Annotated in this window: 12 protein-coding genes and 1 tRNA gene; 11 read left to right on the top strand and 2 right to left on the bottom strand. The window is 66.2% G+C overall.

Annotated features, from left to right (window positions below; translation table 11 throughout):
- Positions 1-109: 109 nt before the first annotated feature.
- Positions 110-5,449, bottom strand: coding sequence for a 3-keto-alpha-glucoside-1,2-lyase-like domain-containing protein (locus AC1AYX_RS09055; RefSeq protein ID WP_476503169.1), 5,340 nt, complete (start codon positions 5,447-5,449; stop codon positions 110-112).
- A gap of 579 nt (positions 5,450-6,028) precedes the next feature.
- Here AC1AYX_RS09055 and AC1AYX_RS09060 point away from each other — a divergent pair.
- The 11 genes from AC1AYX_RS09060 (at position 6,029) to AC1AYX_RS09110 (ending at position 17,799) form a co-directional block, all read left to right on the top strand.
- The gene (locus AC1AYX_RS09060) at positions 6,029-6,715 is read left to right on the top strand and encodes an HAD family hydrolase (protein WP_476503170.1); all 687 of its coding nucleotides are present in this window, start codon (positions 6,029-6,031) and stop codon (positions 6,713-6,715) included.
- Between the two features lie 174 nt (positions 6,716-6,889).
- Entirely contained in the window at positions 6,890-7,597 is a 708-nt protein-coding gene (locus tag AC1AYX_RS09065; protein WP_476503171.1) for a DedA family protein, read from the top strand.
- 122 nt (positions 7,598-7,719) lie between these two features.
- Positions 7,720-7,792 (top strand) — tRNA-Ala (locus AC1AYX_RS09070).
- Between the two features lie 890 nt (positions 7,793-8,682).
- Complete coding sequence (locus tag AC1AYX_RS09075; protein ID WP_476503172.1) at positions 8,683-9,969, top strand: adenylosuccinate synthase; 1,287 nt, start codon at positions 8,683-8,685, stop codon at positions 9,967-9,969.
- 24 nt (positions 9,970-9,993) lie between these two features.
- A complete protein-coding gene (locus AC1AYX_RS09080; protein ID WP_476503173.1) occupies positions 9,994-11,043 on the top strand; it encodes a fluoride efflux transporter FluC in 1,050 nt (349 codons plus the stop codon).
- Positions 11,040-11,411, top strand: coding sequence for a fluoride efflux transporter FluC (locus AC1AYX_RS09085; protein WP_476503174.1), 372 nt, complete (start codon positions 11,040-11,042; stop codon positions 11,409-11,411). The genes AC1AYX_RS09080 and AC1AYX_RS09085 overlap by 4 nt, the downstream gene beginning before the upstream one ends.
- A 345-nt stretch (positions 11,412-11,756) precedes the next feature.
- On the top strand, positions 11,757-13,199 hold the full coding sequence (locus AC1AYX_RS09090; RefSeq protein WP_476503175.1) for an ABC transporter permease subunit: 1,443 nt from the start codon (positions 11,757-11,759) through the stop codon (positions 13,197-13,199).
- A 3-nt stretch (positions 13,200-13,202) separates the two neighbouring features.
- Positions 13,203-14,186: a branched-chain amino acid ABC transporter permease gene (locus AC1AYX_RS09095; RefSeq protein ID WP_476503176.1), complete on the top strand. Its 984-nt coding sequence runs from the start codon at positions 13,203-13,205 to the stop codon at positions 14,184-14,186.
- The gene (locus tag AC1AYX_RS09100; RefSeq protein ID WP_476503177.1) at positions 14,179-15,156 is read left to right on the top strand and encodes an ABC transporter ATP-binding protein; all 978 of its coding nucleotides are present in this window, start codon (positions 14,179-14,181) and stop codon (positions 15,154-15,156) included. The genes AC1AYX_RS09095 and AC1AYX_RS09100 overlap by 8 nt, the downstream gene beginning before the upstream one ends.
- Before the next feature lie 141 nt (positions 15,157-15,297).
- Positions 15,298-16,125, top strand: a complete 828-nt coding sequence (locus AC1AYX_RS09105; protein ID WP_476503178.1) for an ABC transporter ATP-binding protein — start codon at positions 15,298-15,300, stop codon at positions 16,123-16,125.
- 402 nt (positions 16,126-16,527) lie between these two features.
- A complete protein-coding gene (locus tag AC1AYX_RS09110; RefSeq protein WP_476503179.1) occupies positions 16,528-17,799 on the top strand; it encodes an ABC transporter substrate-binding protein in 1,272 nt (423 codons plus the stop codon).
- Positions 17,800-17,963: 164 nt separating this feature from the next.
- Here the strand turns inward: AC1AYX_RS09110 and AC1AYX_RS09115 are convergent, their stop codons facing one another.
- Positions 17,964-18,485: a cupin domain-containing protein gene (locus AC1AYX_RS09115; RefSeq protein WP_476503180.1), complete on the bottom strand. Its 522-nt coding sequence runs from the start codon at positions 18,483-18,485 to the stop codon at positions 17,964-17,966.
- Positions 18,486-18,993 lie beyond the last annotated feature (508 nt).

The raw sequence follows: 18,993 nt of genomic DNA on the forward strand, positions 1-18,993 counted from the left end.
AACGTAACGAAATGGCCCGATGGCCACGTCGGAAGACGTGCCATCGGGCCATGCTCATGTCACGGGAGTCGCGCGCGTCGCGTCACACGCGACTCCCACCGTGCGCCGCTCACCGCGCGCGGCGACGCGCGAAGGTGACGGCGATGCCGGCGACCGCCAGCGCGGCCGTCGCGATCGCGGCCACGGCGACGGACGCGCCGGACGCGGACAGCGCCGCGCCAGACCCGTTCGTGTCGTTCGTGCCGTTCGACCCGTTCACGGTGCCGCCGTTCGCGCCGGAGCCGGCGGAACCATTGCCGTTACCGGAACCATTACCGGATTCATCGCCCGTGCCCTCGTTGCCACCGTTGTCGCCGCTGTTGCCGCCGTCGCCGGCGGACTGCAGCCTGCCGTAGGCCTGTTCGAGCGCGGCCGCGGCGTCGTCGACCTGCTGTTGCGTCGCGTCATCGTCGCCGAGCACCGTCTCGGCCCGCTTGAGCGCGGCCGCGAACGGCTTCCAGCTGTCGGGCGTGTAGCTGCCTTCACGCAGTTCGCGCATCCGTGTGACCAGCGTGCGCAGGTCGGTTTTGTCGGCCGGCGTGGTCGGTTCGACCGACGGACGTTTGACGAGCGCCTTCGTCGCCTCGGTCAGCGCCTTCGCGGCGTCGTCGACCTGCTGCTGCGTGGCGGCGGCATCGTCGGCCACCTTCCGCGCGGCGTCCAGCGCGGCGGCGAACGGCTTCCAGCTGGCGGCCGTGTAGTCCGCCTCCCGCTTCGTCAGCGCCTCGGTGATCGCGGCGTCCAGTGCGGTCTTGTCGGCGGGCTTCGGCGTCGGCGTCTCTTTGGCCTTGCCGGCGATGGCGAGCCAGCTCAGGACCGGGTCGGCGCTCACCTTGGAGACCGTGAACGTGACGGTCTGCGCCGAGTCGAGCGTGAACTCGACCGGCAGCGTCTTCGAGTCGCCGGCTCCGGACATGTCCATGTTGCCGGAGGCGAGCTCCTTGCCGGACGCGTCACGCACGTACGCCTTCATGCTGCGCGACTGCCACCATTCGTGGAAGCCGGCCTCCAGCGTGTACGAGCCGGCCTCGAGCGGCAGGCGGTAGGTGATGTCCTTGCCGGATTCGGCGTACAGTCCGGTGCTGAACTTGTCGTTCGAGTCGGTGCCGCCCTTCACCTTCACGCCGTCGGCGTCGTAGCCCCACGACGTGCCGTCCGACGTGCGGTCGGCGGCGTCGTTGAGCAGGTCCGGCACGACGGCCTTCACCGCCGCGTATTCGGGTGATTGCGCGGTTCCGGAGTCGATGAAGTAGCGCACGTCGGCGGGCAGCGCCTCGAGCTCGGCGGTGAACGTCTTGCCCTCGGCGGTGACGCCGGAGACGGCGGCCTTCGTGTAGTCGTCGGCGTTGTTCACGGCGGCGGCCGACTCCTCGCTCCACGATTTGACCGTGACCGTGGCGCCGTTCACCGTCACCTGCTTCGGCAGCGCCTCGCCCTTGACGGTCGCGCCGACGAAGCCGTAGTCGGTGTTCTCGGCGACGGCGAGCCAGCTGATGACCGGCTTCTGGGAGCCGACCTTGCCGAGCGTATACGTGACGGTCTGGTCGGTGGGGACGGAGAATTCAACCGTGCCCGTGGCCGTCTGCGCGGAGGAACCGAGCTTGATGCTCGCGCCGGTGGCGAGCGTCGTGCCGTCGGCCGCCTTGACGGTCTGCGACATCTCGCGCGTCTGGTTCCACCATTCGCGCGCGCCCGCGGTCAGCTTGTACGTGCCGGCCTTGAGCGGCAGGTAGTAGGTCAGCGTGTCGCCGTCCTGGTACCAGCCGGTGTCGGTCTTGTCGCTGGCGGCGAGGTCGCCCGCGTAGCTCTTCGCCTTGAGGCCGGTCGCGTCGTAGCCCCACGTCGTGCCGTCGGAACGCTGGTCGAACTTGTCGTTCGACAGCGTGGCCGCCTGCTTCACCGCCGCGTATTCGGGCGCGTTCTCCGCGCCGTTCGAGTCGATGAAGTAGGTCACGTTGGCGGGGACCGCCTCGACCTGCGCGGTGAAGCGGTACTTCATGCCGTCGGCGAGGGCGGTCTTCGTGACGCCGGTGATCGTGGCCTTCGTGTAGTCGGCCGTGTTCTTGAGGATCTCCGCCGTGTCTTCGTCCCACGTGACGTCGACGGTCTCGCCCTTGACGGCGAGCTTCGCGGGCAGCGTGGAGGCGTCGGTCTTCGTCACGGCGTGGCCGGTGAAACCGAGGTCCTGCGTCTCGGCGGCGATGTTCTTGTCGACGAGCGCCTTGCGCGCGGCCTTGAGTCGCGCGGTCAACGCGGCCGCGCCCTCTGCGTCGAGCCCGTAGGCGGCCGGATCGGCGAGGGCAACGGTCGCGGCGTCGCGGCTTGCGGCGAACACGACCCAGCTGTCGGCGTTCCAGTCGGCGGCGTCGAGGTCGGCGTAGGAGTCGACGAGCGTCTTCAGCGCGGCGACGTCCACGCCGGCGGCGGTCGCGGCGTCCGCCTTGACCACGCCGACGGCGTCGATGTTGAACGCGTCGTCGGTGGCGGTCGTGAGCGCGACGGTGTGGCGGCCGTTGGCCAGGCCGCGCAGACGGAACGACGTGTGCAGGTTGCCGCCGCTCTGCGTCGCGGCGCCCTTCGCGACCGGCTTGCTGTCGACCGTGACGTCGAGCTTGGCCTTGCCGCCGTTGGAGCCGATCACGTCGAGGCCGGTGCCGTCGAACGTGTAGGTCATCGTCGCGCCCTTGCCGGTGCTGGTATCGGACGTACGCAGCCATTCGAACATGCCCTTGCCGATGAGATGATCCCACTTGCCGTCATACTGTAGGATCGGCGTCGAGGAATCGTCCCAGCTGGTCTGATGCATGCCGTCGATCACGTCCGTGTAGTACGGCGTGTAGCCGGGCAGCGTCGTCACCTTGAGATTGTCGAAGCGGACGAAATCGTAGCTGGAACCGAGCTGGACGCGGCCGTTGGACTGCGGCGAGGCGTCCTGGTAGGTGGCGACGTCCACGCCGTTGACGCCGACCGTGTAGGTGTCGCCGGCGACCTTGACGGACAGCCTGTTCCACACGTTCGACCCCTTGTGGAAGCCGACCTTTGCGTTCGAGGCGACGTTGCCGGAGGCGACCTCGGCGCCGTAGCGGCGCATCGACCACCGGCCGTCCGGGTAGAGCTTGATCTCGGCGGCGGACGTGCCGTTGCCGGAGTTGTTGCCGCCCATCTGGCGTGCGCCGAGCGTCGCGTAGCCGCCGTCCTCGAAGAGCACGTCGGCGCTCACCTCGTAGTTGGCCCAACGGTAGTCGCCGATCGTGGTCTGCGGGTCGCCGCCGTTCCATGCGCCGCCGTTGAACGAGCCCTGCGCCATGCCGGGGCCCACCTGCTGGCGCATCACATGGTTGCCGTCGTCGGTCCTGACCACTTCGAACGCGCCGTTGGTGTCGTTCGTGTAGCGCGGGGTGGCGCCGGTGTCGCCGCCGCGGGAGGCGAGGTAATCCTGCGTCACGTCCTTGCCGGTCTTCGGATCGTAGGAGACGACCGTCTTGCCCTGATACTCGAAGTCGTCGGCGTACAGCGTATCGTCGTCGGTCACGCCCTGGCGGTCGCCGGTGGCGTCCGTGTCGAGCACCGCGCGCTTGCCGTCCGTGTACTCCTCGGAGCGCGGCAGGCGGCTGATGCGCTCGCCGACTGTCGCGCCGCGGTCGAGCGTCGTGGCGGTGAGCATGCTCCACGGCTGCACGGTGACCGTGTACGTGCCGTTCGCGTCCGGCTGGATCTGTTCGCGCAGACGCACGTAGTTCGCGTCGTAGGCCTCGCCCTTGGCGGCGGCCGTCGTCTGCCACAGCTCCATCGTCTTGTCGTCGCCGAGCTTCATGTCCTTCGCGGTGATCCGGTAGGTCTTCGTGGTGGCGCTGTCGTTGACGATGACGGTGGAGAAGTCCTTCGCGTCCGGAGCGGCGAGCGTCATGTACGAGGAGGCGCCGCCGCGTGAGGTGTTGGAGCCCGTGCCGCGCCCCGGCGGATTGCCGTCCTTGAGGCCGCTGGCCGAGGCCTGCGGGATGCCGCGCCAGACGCCGTTCGCGTCTGGATCGTCCGCGTCGGTCTCGTAGCCCATCGTACTGAAGTCGGCGATCTGCTCGAGCACGGCGAGGCCGCCGTCGTAGTACGTCCAGCCGCTCCACGGGTCGCGCGCGCTCAGCAGCTCCTTCGAGGAGTACTGGAAGCCGTCGTAGAACGAGCCGATGGCCGGCTGGTAGACGTTCATCGTGCGGCGCGAATGGTCGAATCCGGCGACGATCCAGTTGCCCATCTCCAGCGCGGAGTTGATGCCGCCGATGCCGGTGCCCTTGCGGTCGCCCGCGTTCTCGCCGGACGCAGAGTCCACGGTGTTGTTGACGCGGTCCGCGGTGTTGGAGAAGGTGGCCTGCGCCTCGGAGTTCCAGATCTCCTTGTCGTAGTCGTCGGCGAGCGTCTTGAAGTTGTTCCCCTGGTCGCCGGTGGTGTAGTGGTAGCCGGAGATATCCACCGCGTCGCGCAGCGTCTTGTCGGCGAGCATGTCGTCGCCGAACGAGCCGGTGCTCACCTCGTCGGAGATGACGACGCGGATGCGGTGGAACAGGTTCTTCTCGGTCGCGTCCTTCCACGCGGGCACGTCGTTGCCGTCCAGGTCCTTGACCGTCCCCGCGCCGACGAAACCGGTCTCGTCGGCCTTGACGCGCTTCGAGAACTCCTTGGTCCAGTTGAGGTCCGGCGCGGTCTCGTTGATGTGCGGGTTCACCGAATCCACCATGTAGCCGTACTGGCGGTAGACGGCGAGGATCGTGTTCTTGTACCACGTGTACACGTCGTCGTTGCTCTTGACCCAGGCGGGGGAGCGCCAGCGCAGGATGCTCACGCGCACGTCCGGATTGACCTTCATCGCGTCGGCGGCCAGCTGGAAGCCGGGCTCCAGCGCCACGTTCGGGTAGGCGTCGGCCGAGCGCATCGTGGCCGGCTCCGGGCCGGTCGAGTTGTTGCGGTCGTTGCCCATCTCGATCTTGACGGTGTTCATCAGCGGATGGTCGCCGCCGAACAAGGTGGTGATGATCCGCCAGTAGGCCTCGGGGCTCTGCGCCTTGTAGTCCATCAGCAGCGAGCTGGTGGAGTTGGCGGACAGTACGCCGAAGCCCTTGAACGTCAGGCCGTTGCGGTTCTTCGCCGCCGCGGCGACGTCCGCGCCGTCCACGGTGACGTCGACCGGGTCGGTCGGCGACGCGGCGGTCGCGGCGGTGGCGGGTGCCGTGGCGACCGCGAACGTGCCCAGCATCGCGAGGGAGGCGAGCGCGGCGGTGACGCGGCGCAGGTTGCGGCCCGCGGCGTCGTGGGCCGGGGAAGTGGCGGTCTGGTAGGTCTGGCCGGTCTGGTCGGCTTTACCGGTCTGGTTGCGTTGCCATAGGTGCGTCCGCTTCGGCGCGCCCTTGTTCTCGTGCATGCGGTTCCTTCTTCTTGTTGCCGTTGCGGTGGGCGCGTTCGGGTGATTCGCCGGTCGTCGTGCCGTCGGTCCGGGTCTTCCATCCCGTTCCGTGGGTCGTCCGTTCCGTGGAGCCGTTCCATGGAGCTGTTCCGTGCGGGAGTCGCCTCGTCGCCGTGTCCGCTGTTCCCGTCATGCGGCACCCCATTGTGAGCGTTCCCATGACGTTTGCTGGATATTGTAACCCCTTCCATCGCCATCACGGGGTTTGCCGTCCTTTGCCGGCGTCGGTGTCTCGGCGGCATCGGGAATCGCGCAATCGATCGTCACGTCATCATCGCCGCGTGACCGTCGTCATCGCATCATCGCCGTCGCCATCGCGTCATCGCATCATCGCCGTCGCCATCGCGTCATCGCGTGACCGTCGTACCGTCGCACGGAATATCGCAATCGTCCACGGAAATCGCAATCACGTTGCGACCTGCGCGGACCGCGTCGCGCTCGCGCGCGCCGGGCCGCGTGTCGCGGCGGATCTGTCGCCGCGCTTTGGTGAGATGGACATGGAAACGCACCCGCCCAACCGTGATGGATGGAGGAACCATGCAGCTCAAAGCCGTGTTCTGGGATCTCGACGGCACGCTCATCGACTCGGAACCGCTGTGGCACGACGGCGAAATCGAACTCGCCGAGGCCAACGGAGGCCACTGGACGGAGGATCTCGGCTGGGAATGCTCCGGCACGCCCGTGCCCGACGTGGCCCGCAAGATGATCGAACACGGGTGCACGCTGAGCGTCGAGGAGATCGACGTGCAGCTCAAGGCCTACGTGTTCGAACACGAGAAGATGCACATGCCGTGGATCGACGGTGTGCTCGACACCCTGCGCTCGCTCAAGGAGGCCGGAATCCCGACCATGCTGGTGAGCACCTCGCCGCGCCCGATCGTCGAGAACGTGCTCGCCGCCGCGCCCGGCCTGTTCTCCGGCTACGTGTGCGGCGACGACGACGCCAAGCACAAGCCGTCGCCCGAACCGTACCTGCTCGCCGCCTCGCGCCTCGGCATCGCGCCCGAAGACATGGCCTCCTGCGCCGTGTTCGAGGACACGCCCGTCGGCCTCGCCGCCGGTGCCGCGTCCGGGGCGACCGTCATCGCGCAGACGTGCACGATCCGCACCGACACGTCGGACGGGCCGCAGTTCACGTCGATCGACGGGTATGCGGGCGTCGACGCGGAGGCGATCGACACGATCGTGCGCAAGCGCCTCGCCGCGCTCGCCGCCGAGGCGTGACGCGGCCGGAAGCGCGGTCTCTTAGTCATTTCTTATAGGGGCTGCTGGTATGGTGATTGGCGGTTGATTCGCGGCCGTCCGTCCGATTGCCGGCGGCCCCTTATCCGTCTGCGCGAGACCTCTCCGAGAGGCAGTCCGCATAAGACAAGAGAGCATAGGAAACACGGAAAATCCATGGGTTTTGTACATTTCATCATCGAACTGCTGAAGGATCCGCGCGCGGCCATCGCCAGCTGGATCGCGATGGGCGTCGCGCCCACGCTCGGCTTCATCTTCCTCATCGTCTTCATCGAGACCGGCGTTGTCTTCTTCCCGTTCCTGCCCGGTGACTCCCTGCTGTTCGCGGCCGGCGTGTTCGCCGCGCCCGACGTCGCCACCGGCCAGGTCGCGCTGCCGTTGCACTACCTGCTGCCCGTCGTGTGGTGCGCACCGATCATCGGCGACCAGTGCAACTACTTCATTGGCCACTTCTTCGGTCGCCGCATCATCGCCTCCGGCAAGGTCAAGGCCATGACGCCGGAGCGCATCGCGAAGACCGAGGCGATGATCGAGAAGTGGGGTCCGCTCGCCGTGTTCCTCGGCCGCTTCTTCCCGTTCATCCGCACGTTCATGCCGTTCATCTCCGGCATCTCCGGCATGCGCTGGCGCCGCTTCACGCCGTTCTCGGTGCTTGGCGGCTTCATCTGGTCGTCCCTGTTCACGCTGCTCGGCTACTTCTTCGGCAACATCCCCGCCGTGCAGAAGCACTTCGAGCTCGTGATTGTGCTGATTCTCGCCGTCTCGCTGATTCCGACGATCGTCGGCCTCGTCAAGGCGAAGTTCGGCAAGAAGAAGGGGGAGACCGCCGAGCCGGCTCCGCACCACGTGGCTGAGGCGGAGTGATCGCCGGGTGGTCGCTGTGCGATCGCGAGCGATCTTCAATTTCCCGGGCGTGTCGGGTTGCGAAATCCTGAACGCGGGATAATATTGGTCGAGTTGTCCTGCGGAGCAAGACAACAAACCAAGGGGCTGTAGCTCAGTTGGTAGAGCGCTTCGTTCGCATCGAAGAGGTCGTGGTTTCGATTACCATCAGCTCCACAAACCCTCCGGATTCCACCCCGGAGGGTTTTTCTTTTACTTGATTCCCGCCCGACCGCCGGGCTGGCAGCTGTCGGCTTCGCCGACCCAAGCCTGCGAACGGCCCACTGGACCGTTCGCTTTACGGCTTGGCCCCGGAGGGTTTTTCTTTTACTGATTCCCGCCCATGTGTCGGCCGGCCGTCGTCGGCTTCGCCGACCTGCGCCTAAGAACAGTCCACTGGACTGTTCTCCGGGCGGCGCAGCCCGCGGAGGGGTTTCCTTTTTGTAATCTTGACCGACTGTTCAGAAAGCCGAGCGCGGGTTTATGGTTGAGCGCGGTTTCTCGCTCGGGAGGGGTACATCTCTGCTGTCTCGAGCGCGTATCTGCGTTGCGAGGGGTATCAGACCCGGATTATTCCGAGTCCACACGCCGACATGGTGCCATCTGCACCGGCACAAACCGAGATATTCCCCCGGTCATGTACCCCTCATACGCCGGTTACGCTCGGAGAATGACGGGAAAGTACCCCTGCCAACCAAGAAAACGAAATCAGGCTATGGGCCAACATGTATGCCCGATGGTCTGCTCGTTTCCTCTCGTCCGGGAATAGTTGCGCTGAGACAAGGTCAGTACAACCATTCCCGGACGAGGCCGTTGTTTTCCGGGATTCTTTGCGCTGGCGTCATCTCAGTGCAAGGAATCCCGGACGATAGGGCGTATTCCCGGGATTTCTTGCGCCGGCCGTCCGCAACGTCGCCTGCCAACGGTCCGCCGGGCCGCTTGTCTCACGGATTCCACCTCGGAGGGTCTTCCCCCAAACGAGACGCCGCGCGCCACCGTAGGGGCCGTAAGGTAGTCTTGTTCCCCGGCGGAATCATGCGGAAATCATGCAATTGCGGAGGTGCATCATGCCTGGAATCGTTCTGATCGGCGCCCAGTGGGGCGACGAAGGCAAAGGCAAGGCCACGGATTTGATCGGCACGAAGGTCGATTACGTCGCGCGTTTCAACGGCGGCAACAACGCGGGTCACAGCGTCGTCGTCGGCGATGAGTCGTACGCGCTGCACCTTCTGCCCTCCGGCATCATCAACACGCATCTCACCCCGGTGATCGGCAACGGCGTCGTCGTCGACCCGGAGGTCCTGTTCGAGGAGATCGACGGCCTCGAGGCCCGTGGCATCGACTGCTCCCACCTGCTCGTCTCCGAGGCGGCGCACATCATCGCGCCGTACCATCGCACGCTCGACAAGGTGACCGAACGCTTCCTCGGCAAGCACAAGATCGGCACCACCGGCCGCGGCATCGGCCCCGCCTACGCGGACAAGATCAACCGCGTCGGCATCCGCGTGCACGACCTGTTCAACGCCGACCACCTGCACGACAAGGTCGAGGCGAGCCTGCACCAGAAGAACCAGATCCTCGTCAAGCTGTACAACCGTCGCGCCATCGACGTGGACCAGACCACCGACGAGCTCCTGAAGCTCGGCGAGCGTCTCAAGCCGTACGTCGCCAACACGGGCCTCATCCTCAACAAGGCGCTCGACGAAGGCAAGACCGTCCTGTTCGAGGGCGCCCAGGCCACGATGCTCGACGTGGACCACGGCACCTACCCGTTCGTCACCTCCTCCAACCCGACCGCCGGCGGCGCCTGCACCGGCACCGGCGTCGGCCCCACGAAGATCACCCGCGTGATCGGCGTCTCCAAGGCGTACGTGACCCGCGTGGGCGAGGGCCCGTTCCCGACCGAGCTGTTCGACGAGTCCGGCGAATGGCTGCGCCAGCAGGGCCACGAGTTCGGCGTGACCACCGGCCGCCCGCGCCGCTGCGGCTGGTTCGACGCGGTCGTCAACCGTTACGCGAGCCAGGTGAACGGCCTGACCGACATCGTGCTCACGAAACTCGATGTGCTCACCGGCCTCAAGGAGATTCCGATCTGCGTCGCCTACGACGTGGACGGCGAACGCCACGACGACATGCCGACCGACCAGGCCGCCTTCGCCGCCGCGAAGCCGATCTACGAGACCATGCCCGGCTGGGACGAGGACATCTCCGGCTGCCACAGCTTCGACGAGCTGCCCGCCACCTGCCAGGCGTACGTGAAGCGTCTCGAGGAGCTGAGCAACTGCCGCATCTCCGCGATCGGCACCGGCCCGCAGCGCGACCACATCATCTCCGTCCACTCGCTCATCGACTGACGCCGGCCCGTCCGCCGAGCCGATATGGCCGTCACGACCGAACAGCCCGAATATTTCGCCGAGCCTGATCCGGCGACGCAGGAGATGACCGCCGCGCACGCCCGTTCGTACGCGGCGGGTGTGCCGCATCCGCAGGGCGCCGCCGCCGCGCCCGCCCCTCCCGCGATTCCGCTCGCCCCCGCCAAGCGCGTGCAGGCGCAGTTCAATCCGCTCGCCGACGGCATGATCTATCTCGTCGTGTTCGTCGGCGGCTGCGTGGGCACCGCCATGCGCTACGCTCTGTCGTTGCTGCTGCCCGCGCCCGCCGCCGCGCACGGTTTCTTCAGCGCGTTCCACACGGCCACGTTCCTCGCGAACATGATTGCGTGTCTCGTCTTCGCGTTCGTCTCCACCTACATGTCGCAAGCCGCGTGGATCCGCAAACGCGTGCGACAGCTCGCCTCGCGCGGCATCGGCATGGGCATGTGCGGCGGTTTCTCCACCCTGTCCGCGATGGTCATCGAGGAGCTCATCTCCATTCACGCCGATCAAATCGGCGGCTTCCTCTTCTATATGTTCGCCAGTTTCGCGGGCGGTCTCATCGTCGCCGCGACGGGCGTGCGTCTCGCGCTGGCGGCGTCCTCGCGCCGCTCCGCGCGCGTCGTCGCCGATGCGCTCGCCGCCGCTTCCGGCGCGGCGGGTCCTGCGCACGCCGCGCCGAAGCGTGACGTCGACGGCGTCGCGCTCGCCGACAAGCCGATCATGGTCGGCGATCCGGCGTCCGGTCCGGTCGAGATCAAGGCGTCCACGCCGCCGGAGGGTGATTATGGTCAGCCGTTGCCGCCTGCCGTGCCGCGTGTCGCGGCGTCGGCGGCGTCCGGTGTTTCCGATGATTCCGGTGTTTCGGGTGATTTCGTCGGCGGATCGGCGATTCCGTCGTTCGAGCCGGCGCCGGTCACCGATGAGATTCCGATGGTCGGCGATCCCGTCACCGGCGACGCGCATGGCGAGGAGCGTCGCGACGACGCCGCGCGTCACGCCGGACCGTCGCAGGACGGATTGTCGCATGGCGACGGACGGGAGGCGACGCGATGACGTTCCTGCTTGTCTGCCTGTGCGGCGGCGTCGGCGCGGTGACGCGTTTCATCGTGAACACGTCGGTGCAGCGCTGGTGGAGCCGCGCGTTCCCGCTGTCCACGTTCATCATCAACGTGATCGCCACGTTCTGCGCGGGCATCGCCGCCGGCGCCTACGCGTCCGCCACCGTCGACCATCACGCGTATCTGCTGTTCGTGACCGGATTCCTCGGCGGATTCTCGACGTTCTCCACCGCGATCAACGAGATGGTGTCGCTCGCGCGCGCCGGCCGCCACCGCATGGCCGCGTTCTACTGCGCGATGACGATTCTCGTGCCGATTCTGTGCGTCGCCGCTGGCTGGTGGCTCGCCTCCCTCGGCGCATGACGATATCCGACACCCTCTGAGGAGGAGACCCATCTTCTTCGCCTCCCTCTGACGAGGGAGGTGGCATCGCGTAGCGATGACGGAGGGAGAGATAGCTGGAACGTAACGTTCCCGGTATCTCTCCCCCACCCGGCTTCGCCGGGAGCCCCCTCGTCAGAGGGGGCCATCACGCGCCCCGATTCTGTAACGTGGGCGACATGTTGTAATGCCCGTGAAACCAAACGCGGCGCCGCGACATACTCGGGTAATATGCGGGCCTCACGGTAACTCGCGGGAAATCATGGCATAACGGTGAGCGCTGTTTGCCTCTCTAGGTTGTGAGACAAATCCAGAGAGGACATTCACATGACAGCCGTGAAGAACATCGAACGGCGTCGTCGAATGGGATTGTTGCGCTCGTCGCTTTGCGCGGCGGCATTGACCCTACTGATGGCGTTCTGTTTCACACCACCCAACCAAGCCCAGGCGGCCGAAGCCGTCCCCACATGCAACCCGTCCGCCACGAACGGATGCGTCAACGGCATCCTGCAGGACGCGTCCAAGAAGCCGATCGCCGGCGTCGAACTGAAGCTCACCGGCGCGGAAAGCGCCACGACCACGACCGACGCGAATGGCAACTGGGCGTTCAGCGTCGGCAAGGACGGCTCGTACACCGTCACGATGGACGAGTCCGTCGCCAAGGAGCACGGACTCAAGGCCGCGACCGCCACCGTCAAGGTCGAGAAGAACAGCTTCGACGCGGCCCGCCAGGTGGTCCGCTTCGACAAGCCCGCACCGGCCGGGAGCGGGTCGGGCGGTTCCGGTTCCGGCACCGCGTCCGGCAAATCCGGTTCGGGTTCGAGCGCGTCCGGCTCGACCTCCTCGACCGCGCCGGCCTCGTCCGACGCCGGCGGCGCGGGCTCGAACATCGGCGCACGATTCTGGCAGCAGCTCTACTCCGGTGTGATCTTCGGCCTCATGCTCGGCCTCATGTCCGTCGGCATGAATCTCGTCTACGGCACCACCGGACTGAGCTCCTTCTCACACGGCGAGCAGGTCACGCTCGGCGGCCTCATGGCGTTCGTCGGCACGCAGATCCTGCACTGGCCGCTCGTGCCCGCCGCGATCGTCGCGATCGCGATCGGCGGTCTCACCGGCTGGATTCAGAACGAGATCGTGTGGGCGCCGCTGCGCCGCAAGCACGTCGGCACCATGCAGCAGATGATCGTCACGATCGGCCTGTCGATGGCGCTGCAATACCTGTTCCAGTTCTTCTTCGGCGGCGACATCAAAGGCATCGTCAAATCCGTGCCGAACAGCTTCCAGGTCGGCCCGATCACCACCGATTCGCCGACGCTCATCTCCGCGGCCATCGCGATCGTCGCGATTGTCGGCGTGAGCCTGTTCCTCTACCGGACGCGACTCGGCCGCGCCACGCGCGCCGTCTCCGACAACGCCGCGCTCGCCGCCGCATCCGGCATCAACGTCGAACAGGTCGTGCGCATCGTGTGGATCATCTCCTGCGCGATGGCCGCGTTGTCCGGCGTACTGCTCGGCGTCTACCTGAACGGCATCTCGTGGAACACCGGCGCGACGCTGCTGCTCCTCATGTTCGCCGCCGTCACGCTCGGTGGCCTCGGCACCGCGAACGGCGCGCTCGTCGGCTCGCTGATCATCGGCATCGTCGCGGACATGAGCTCGCTCGTTATCCCCAACGACATGCGATACGCCAGCGCGCTGGCGATCCTCATCATCGTCCTGCTGGTGCGCCCGCAGGGCATCTTCGGCAAACAGCAAAGGGTGGGCTGAGACATGGACATCATGACCATCATCACCAACACGCTGGGCGAGCTCATCGCGCCCACCACGGCGGCGTACGCGCTCGCCGCCATCGGATTGAACATCCACTTCGGCATGACCGGACTGATGAACATGGGCCAGGCGGGCTTCATGCTGCTCGGCGCGTACGGTTTCGCGATCACGCAGTCGATGGGCGCGAACCTGTTCACCTCCGTGTGCGCCGCGATCCTGCTCGCCGTGATCTACGCACTGCTGCTCGGCATCCCGACGTTGAAGCTCGGGCCCGACTATCTCGCCATGGTCACGCTCGCCGCGGCCGAGATCATCCGCATCATCGGCCGTTCCACGGCGATGACGACGATCACCGGCGGCTCGGCCGGCATCTCGCCGCAGGACTTCACCACGAAGTTCGAGAACCTTTCGCCGCTGCCGAACGATTCGACCACGTTCCTGTTCTGGACGTATTCGAACAACATCGCGAACTCGTGGTGGCTGCGCATCGTCGCCTGGGTGCTCGTCGCGATCGCCGCCGTGCTGTGCTGGCGCTGGTTCCGCTCCCCGTGGGGCCGCGTGCTCAAGGGCATCCGCGAGGATGAGAACGCGATCCGCTCGCTCGGCAAGAACGTCACCGTCTACAAGATGCAGGCGCTCATCATCGGCGGCATCTTCGGCGCGCTCGGCGGCATCATCTTCGTCCTGCCGCGTTCCGTGCAGCCCGATTCGCTGGGACGCGCGGTCACGTTCTACGCGTGGACGATCCTGCTGCTCGGCGGCGCCGCCACGATCTTCGGGCCGATCATCGGCTCCTGCCTGCTGTGGGTGCTACTCACGTTCGTCAAGGAACTGATGCGCGGCGCGATCCCCGAAACCGTCATTTCCTCCAACCAGGTCGAATCGCTCGGATGGGTGATCGTCGGCGTCGCACTGATGTGCCTGGTGATCTTCAGACCGCAGGGTCTGCTGGGAGACCGAAAGGAGCTGGCCTTCAATGTCTGAGAACACAGCTGAACCACTCAGGAACAAGCCGTTCCACGACCTCGCCAAATGGGCCACCAAGGCCCCGGAAGGTGAGCATCTCATCTCCACCGCGTTCGGCGACAAGGTGAAGGAGGATCTCAAGTTCGTCAAGAACGAGCCCGGCGTGCACAAGCCCGATCCGATCCTCGTGGCCGACAACGTGACGCGCCGGTTCGGCGGCATGACCGCCGTCGACGTCAGGCACTTCGAGATCGAACGGCACGGCATCACCGCGCTGATCGGCCCGAACGGCGCCGGCAAGACCACGTTCTTCAACCTGATGACCGGCTTCGACGCCCCGAACACGGGCGCGTGGCGGTTCGACGGCAAGGATCTCGCGCACGTGCACCCCGAACAGGTGGCGCGCATGGGCATGGTCCGCACGTTCCAGCTGACCAAGGTGATGAGCCGCCTCACCGTGCTCGACAACATGCTGCTCGGCGCGCCCGTCCAGCCCGGCGAGGGCCTGTTCCGCGCGCTCGTGCCCGGCCTGTGGCGTCGCCAGGAGCAGGCGAACATCGAGAAGGCGGAGGCGCTGCTCGAACGCTTCCTGCTCATCAAGAAGAAGGACGATTTCGCCGGCTCGCTTTCCGGCGGCCAGAGGAAGCTGCTCGAAATGGCGCGTGCGCTGATGAGCGACCCGCAGCTCGTCATGCTCGACGAGCCGATGGCCGGCGTCAACCCGGCGTTGAAGCAGTCGCTGCTCGACCACATCCTGTCGCTGCGCGAGGAGGGCACCACCGTGCTGTTCGTCGAACATGACATCAACATGGTCCGCCACATCGCCGACTGGGTGACCGTCATGGCCGAAGGCAAGATCGTCGCCGAAGGCCAGCCGAAGAGCGTGATGAACGACCCCGCCGTCATCGACGCGTACCTCGGCGCCCACGCCAACATCGACCTCGGCGACGACTCGGTGATGGACCTCAAGGAAAGCGAGGAACACTGACATGACCGGTTCCGACACTATGCGCTCCCTTCAGGGGGAGCTGTCCGGTTCGGCCGGACTGGGCGGGTATCCCAACATCCTGCTCCCCCTTCAGGGGGAGCTGTCCGCGAAGCGGACTGAGGGGGTCAAGGAGGCCATACGATGACTGACACCGCAACACTGACCGCGCCCGCCGCGCCCACGACCGACACGCGCCCGCGCGCCGAAATCCACGTGGGCGAGCCGGAAGGCGAACCCCTCCTCGACGCCGTCGACCTCGTCGCCGGCTACATCCCCGGCGTGAACATCCTCAACGGCGCATCCCTCACCCTCCACGAAGGCGAGATCGTCGGCATCATCGGCCCGAACGGCGCCGGCAAATCCACGCTCCTCAAATCACTGTTCGGACTCGTCCACATCCACTCCGGGCACCTGATCCTGAAAGGTGAGGACATCACCAACCTGCGTGCCGACAAGCTCGTCTCCCTCGGCGTCGGCTTCGTACCGCAGACCGAAAACGTGTTCCCCTCGCTCACCATCGCGGAGAACATGCACATGGGCGCCTACCAGGCACCGAAGAAGTTCAACGAACGCTTCGACTACGTGTGCTCGATCTTCCCCAAGCTGGGGGAGCGCAAGGACCAGCTCGCCGGCTCCCTGTCCGGCGGCGAACGCCAGATGGTCGCCATGGCCCGCGCCCTGATGATGAACCCGTCCGTGCTGCTCCTCGACGAGCCCTCCGCCGGCCTGTCGCCGATGCTCCAGGACGAGACCTTCATCCGCGTGCGCCAGGTCAACAAGGCCGGCGTCTCCGTCATCATCGTCGAACAGAACGCGCGCCGCTGCCTGCAGATCTGCGACCGCGGCTACGTCCTCGACCAAGGCCGCAACGCCTACTCCGGCCGCGGCCGAGACCTCCTGGAAGACCCCAAAGTCATCTCCCTCTACCTAGGCAACCTCGAACAAGAAGTCGAAGAAGAAGGCCAGTGATGGTGTGTCTTCGGCGTTGCTCCTCGGTCGACGTGCCTTCGCACGCCTTCCCTCGGTGCGCCTTGAAGCCACACACATCACCGACCTTCTCGCAGAAGGCCAGTGACCTGTACCCCGGCTCTGCCTCCCTCTGACGTGGGAGGTGGCCGCTGAAGGCGGACGGAGGGAGAGACACCGAATCCCGGCCGCAAGCGCCCCCTCAGTCGGCCTCCGGCCGCCAGCTCCCCCTAAAGGGGGCGCAGGAACGCAGGGGCGGAATGCGCTCGGCGCATGCGATTTCCTTGCTCCCCCTGAAGGGGGAGCTGTCCCGCGAAGCGGGACTGAGGGGGTGCACCATCACAAGGCGACAATCACATCGCCCCGTCACACGTTCATATTCGCTTGAATAGAGAGGAAGCAATCATGAACAGCAAAAAGAGGATCCTAATCACCGCGACGGCTGTCGTCGCAGCCGCCGTCATGGCGCTCGCCGGCTGCGGCTCGGCCGGCTCGTCGTCCAGTGCCGGCGCATCCGGCTCATCCGGCAAGAAGGACGCGTTCGTGCTCGGCGGACTCTGGCCGGAAACCGGCTCGCTCGCGTACCTCGCACCGCCGGAACTCGCCGCCGAGAAACTCGCCGTCAGCGACATCAACGCGGCAGGCGGCGTGCTCGGCAAAGACGTGACCACCACCGACGCCGACACCTCCGACGCGGATCACGCGGACCAGAACACGTCCGCCGTGCAGTCCGTGATGTCGAAGAACCCGTCGTTCGTGATCGGCCCAGCCTCCAGCGCCGTCGTCAAGAACGTGTACAAGACCATCACCGAACAGAAAATCCCGATGCTCTCGATGGGCGCCACCAGCTCCGACTTCTCCGGACTGAGCCCGTACTTCTTCCGCACCGTCCCGCCGGACACCGTGCAGGGCACCGTGCTCGGCCAGGTCATCGCGCAGGACGGCGTGAAGAACCTCGCCATCGCGGTGTTCAACGACGAGTACGGCACCGGTCTGCGCGACACGGTCGTCAAGACCGTGAAGGACGCGGGCGTCAACATCGTCTACGGCGAGAAGGACGCGTTCGACCCGACCGAGACGAACTTCTCGTCCATCGCCACCGCAATCAAGGCGAGCAACCCGGACGCCGTCGCCGTGATCGCCTTCGGCCAGACCAAGCCGCTCGTCAAGGCGCTGAAGAGCGCCGGTGTCGACACGCACAAACTGTACTTCGTCGACGGCAACACGTCCGACTATTCGAAGGACCTCGACGCGGGGCTCCTCGAAGGTTCGAAGGGCACGATCCCGGGCGTGCAGGCGTCCGACGAGTTCCAGAAGAAGCTCGTCGGCGCGTACGGCAAGGACATCAGCACCTTCACCTACGGCGCCGAAACGTATGACGGCATCATCCTCGCCGCGCTCGCCGCGCAGAAGGGCGGCAGCGCCGACGGCGAGACCATCCAGAAGAACATGGCCGCCGTCTCCGGCGCGAACGGCGGCACCGTGTGCACGACCTACAAGGAGTGCCTCGCCGCGTTGAAGTCCGGCAAGAGCATCCACTATAAGGGCGTGACCGGCATCGGCCCGTTCAATTCGAGCAACGACCCGAGCTCCGCCAACATCGGCGTGTACAAGTTCGACGCGAAGAACGTGCCGAACTTCGACCACGCGCAGGAAGGCAAGGTCCCGACCAAGTGATTGGAATCGGCGCGGGGCCGGCCTCCCGGTGATCCGGTGAGGCCGGTCTGGTGCCGATCCGGCGAGGGCCCGTCGACGCGTTTGTCACGCATCGGCGGGCCCTCGGGTTGCCGTTCCTCCGGCTCTCGTGTCTCCGCGCCTTCGCCCGTCCGGAGCGGTTGCGTTCAGCCGCGGTTGTCGAACATCTGCAGCAGCATCTTGCTCGGCTCGAGCGCGTAGACCGTGTGCGGCAGGCGCGCGCTCAGATACACGATGCCGCCCGCCGTGAGCTCGACCTCGCGCTCACCGCCGCCGATGCGCAGCCGGCCTTCGAGCACCTGGATCGTCACGGGCATGGCCGCGGTGTGTTCGCTCAGCGCCTGGTCCTTGTCGAAAGCGAACAGCACGGCGCGCAGCCCGTCCTCGCGCAGCACCGTGCGCGACACGGTCGCCTCCTCCTGGATGTCGATCAGCGAGGCCAGATCGGCGACATAACCCAGATGCGATTCGGCGGTGATGGCGTGCCCTTCGGCGTCGCGGCGGCATGCGCCGTGCCCGTGTCCGTTGCCGCACCTGCACTGGTGGTGCCGTGCGGGTTGCCCGGTTTGCGTGGGCTGTGCGGGTCGCCCGGTTTGCGTGGGCTGTGCTGGCTGCGGCTGTGCGGGCTGCCCGGTCTCGTTGGTGGTCTGGGTGGTCTCATCTGCCATGATGCGCTCCCGTTCGTCGGCCCCGTTGGGCGTATGGATGTTTCGTCACCATCCATTATCAGGCATCAGGTCTTCCGGTCGCCTGTGCGGCGATCGCGATGCGTTGTGGGCCTCGGCGCGTCCAATCGCGGCGATGCCGATGGGAGCATTCGCTTGCGGCCTCCGCTGGCGATGTGCGGGAGCTGCCGATTCCTGTGCTTTCTCGGTTGAAAGGGGTACTTCCCCGTCGCTCTCCAAGCGTAACTGGCGTATGAGGGGTACTTGGACAGGGGGAATGCCGGTGCAGATGGCGTCATATCGGTGTGTGGCCTCGGAATGACTCGGGTCTGGTACCCCTCGCAACGCAGATACGCATTCGAGACAGCAGAGATGTACCCCTCTCAAGCGAGAAACCCTGAACTGGATGGTCGTCGGCGCCCGGCCTCCCACTCCCGCCGGCGGGAGCTGACAGGCCGAGCCAAAATTCCTATAGGCCGCCTGACTGAGGGCGGCCGGAAATGCAAAAGGA

It is taken from the genome of Bifidobacterium sp. LH_419 (genome assembly GCF_056356955.1).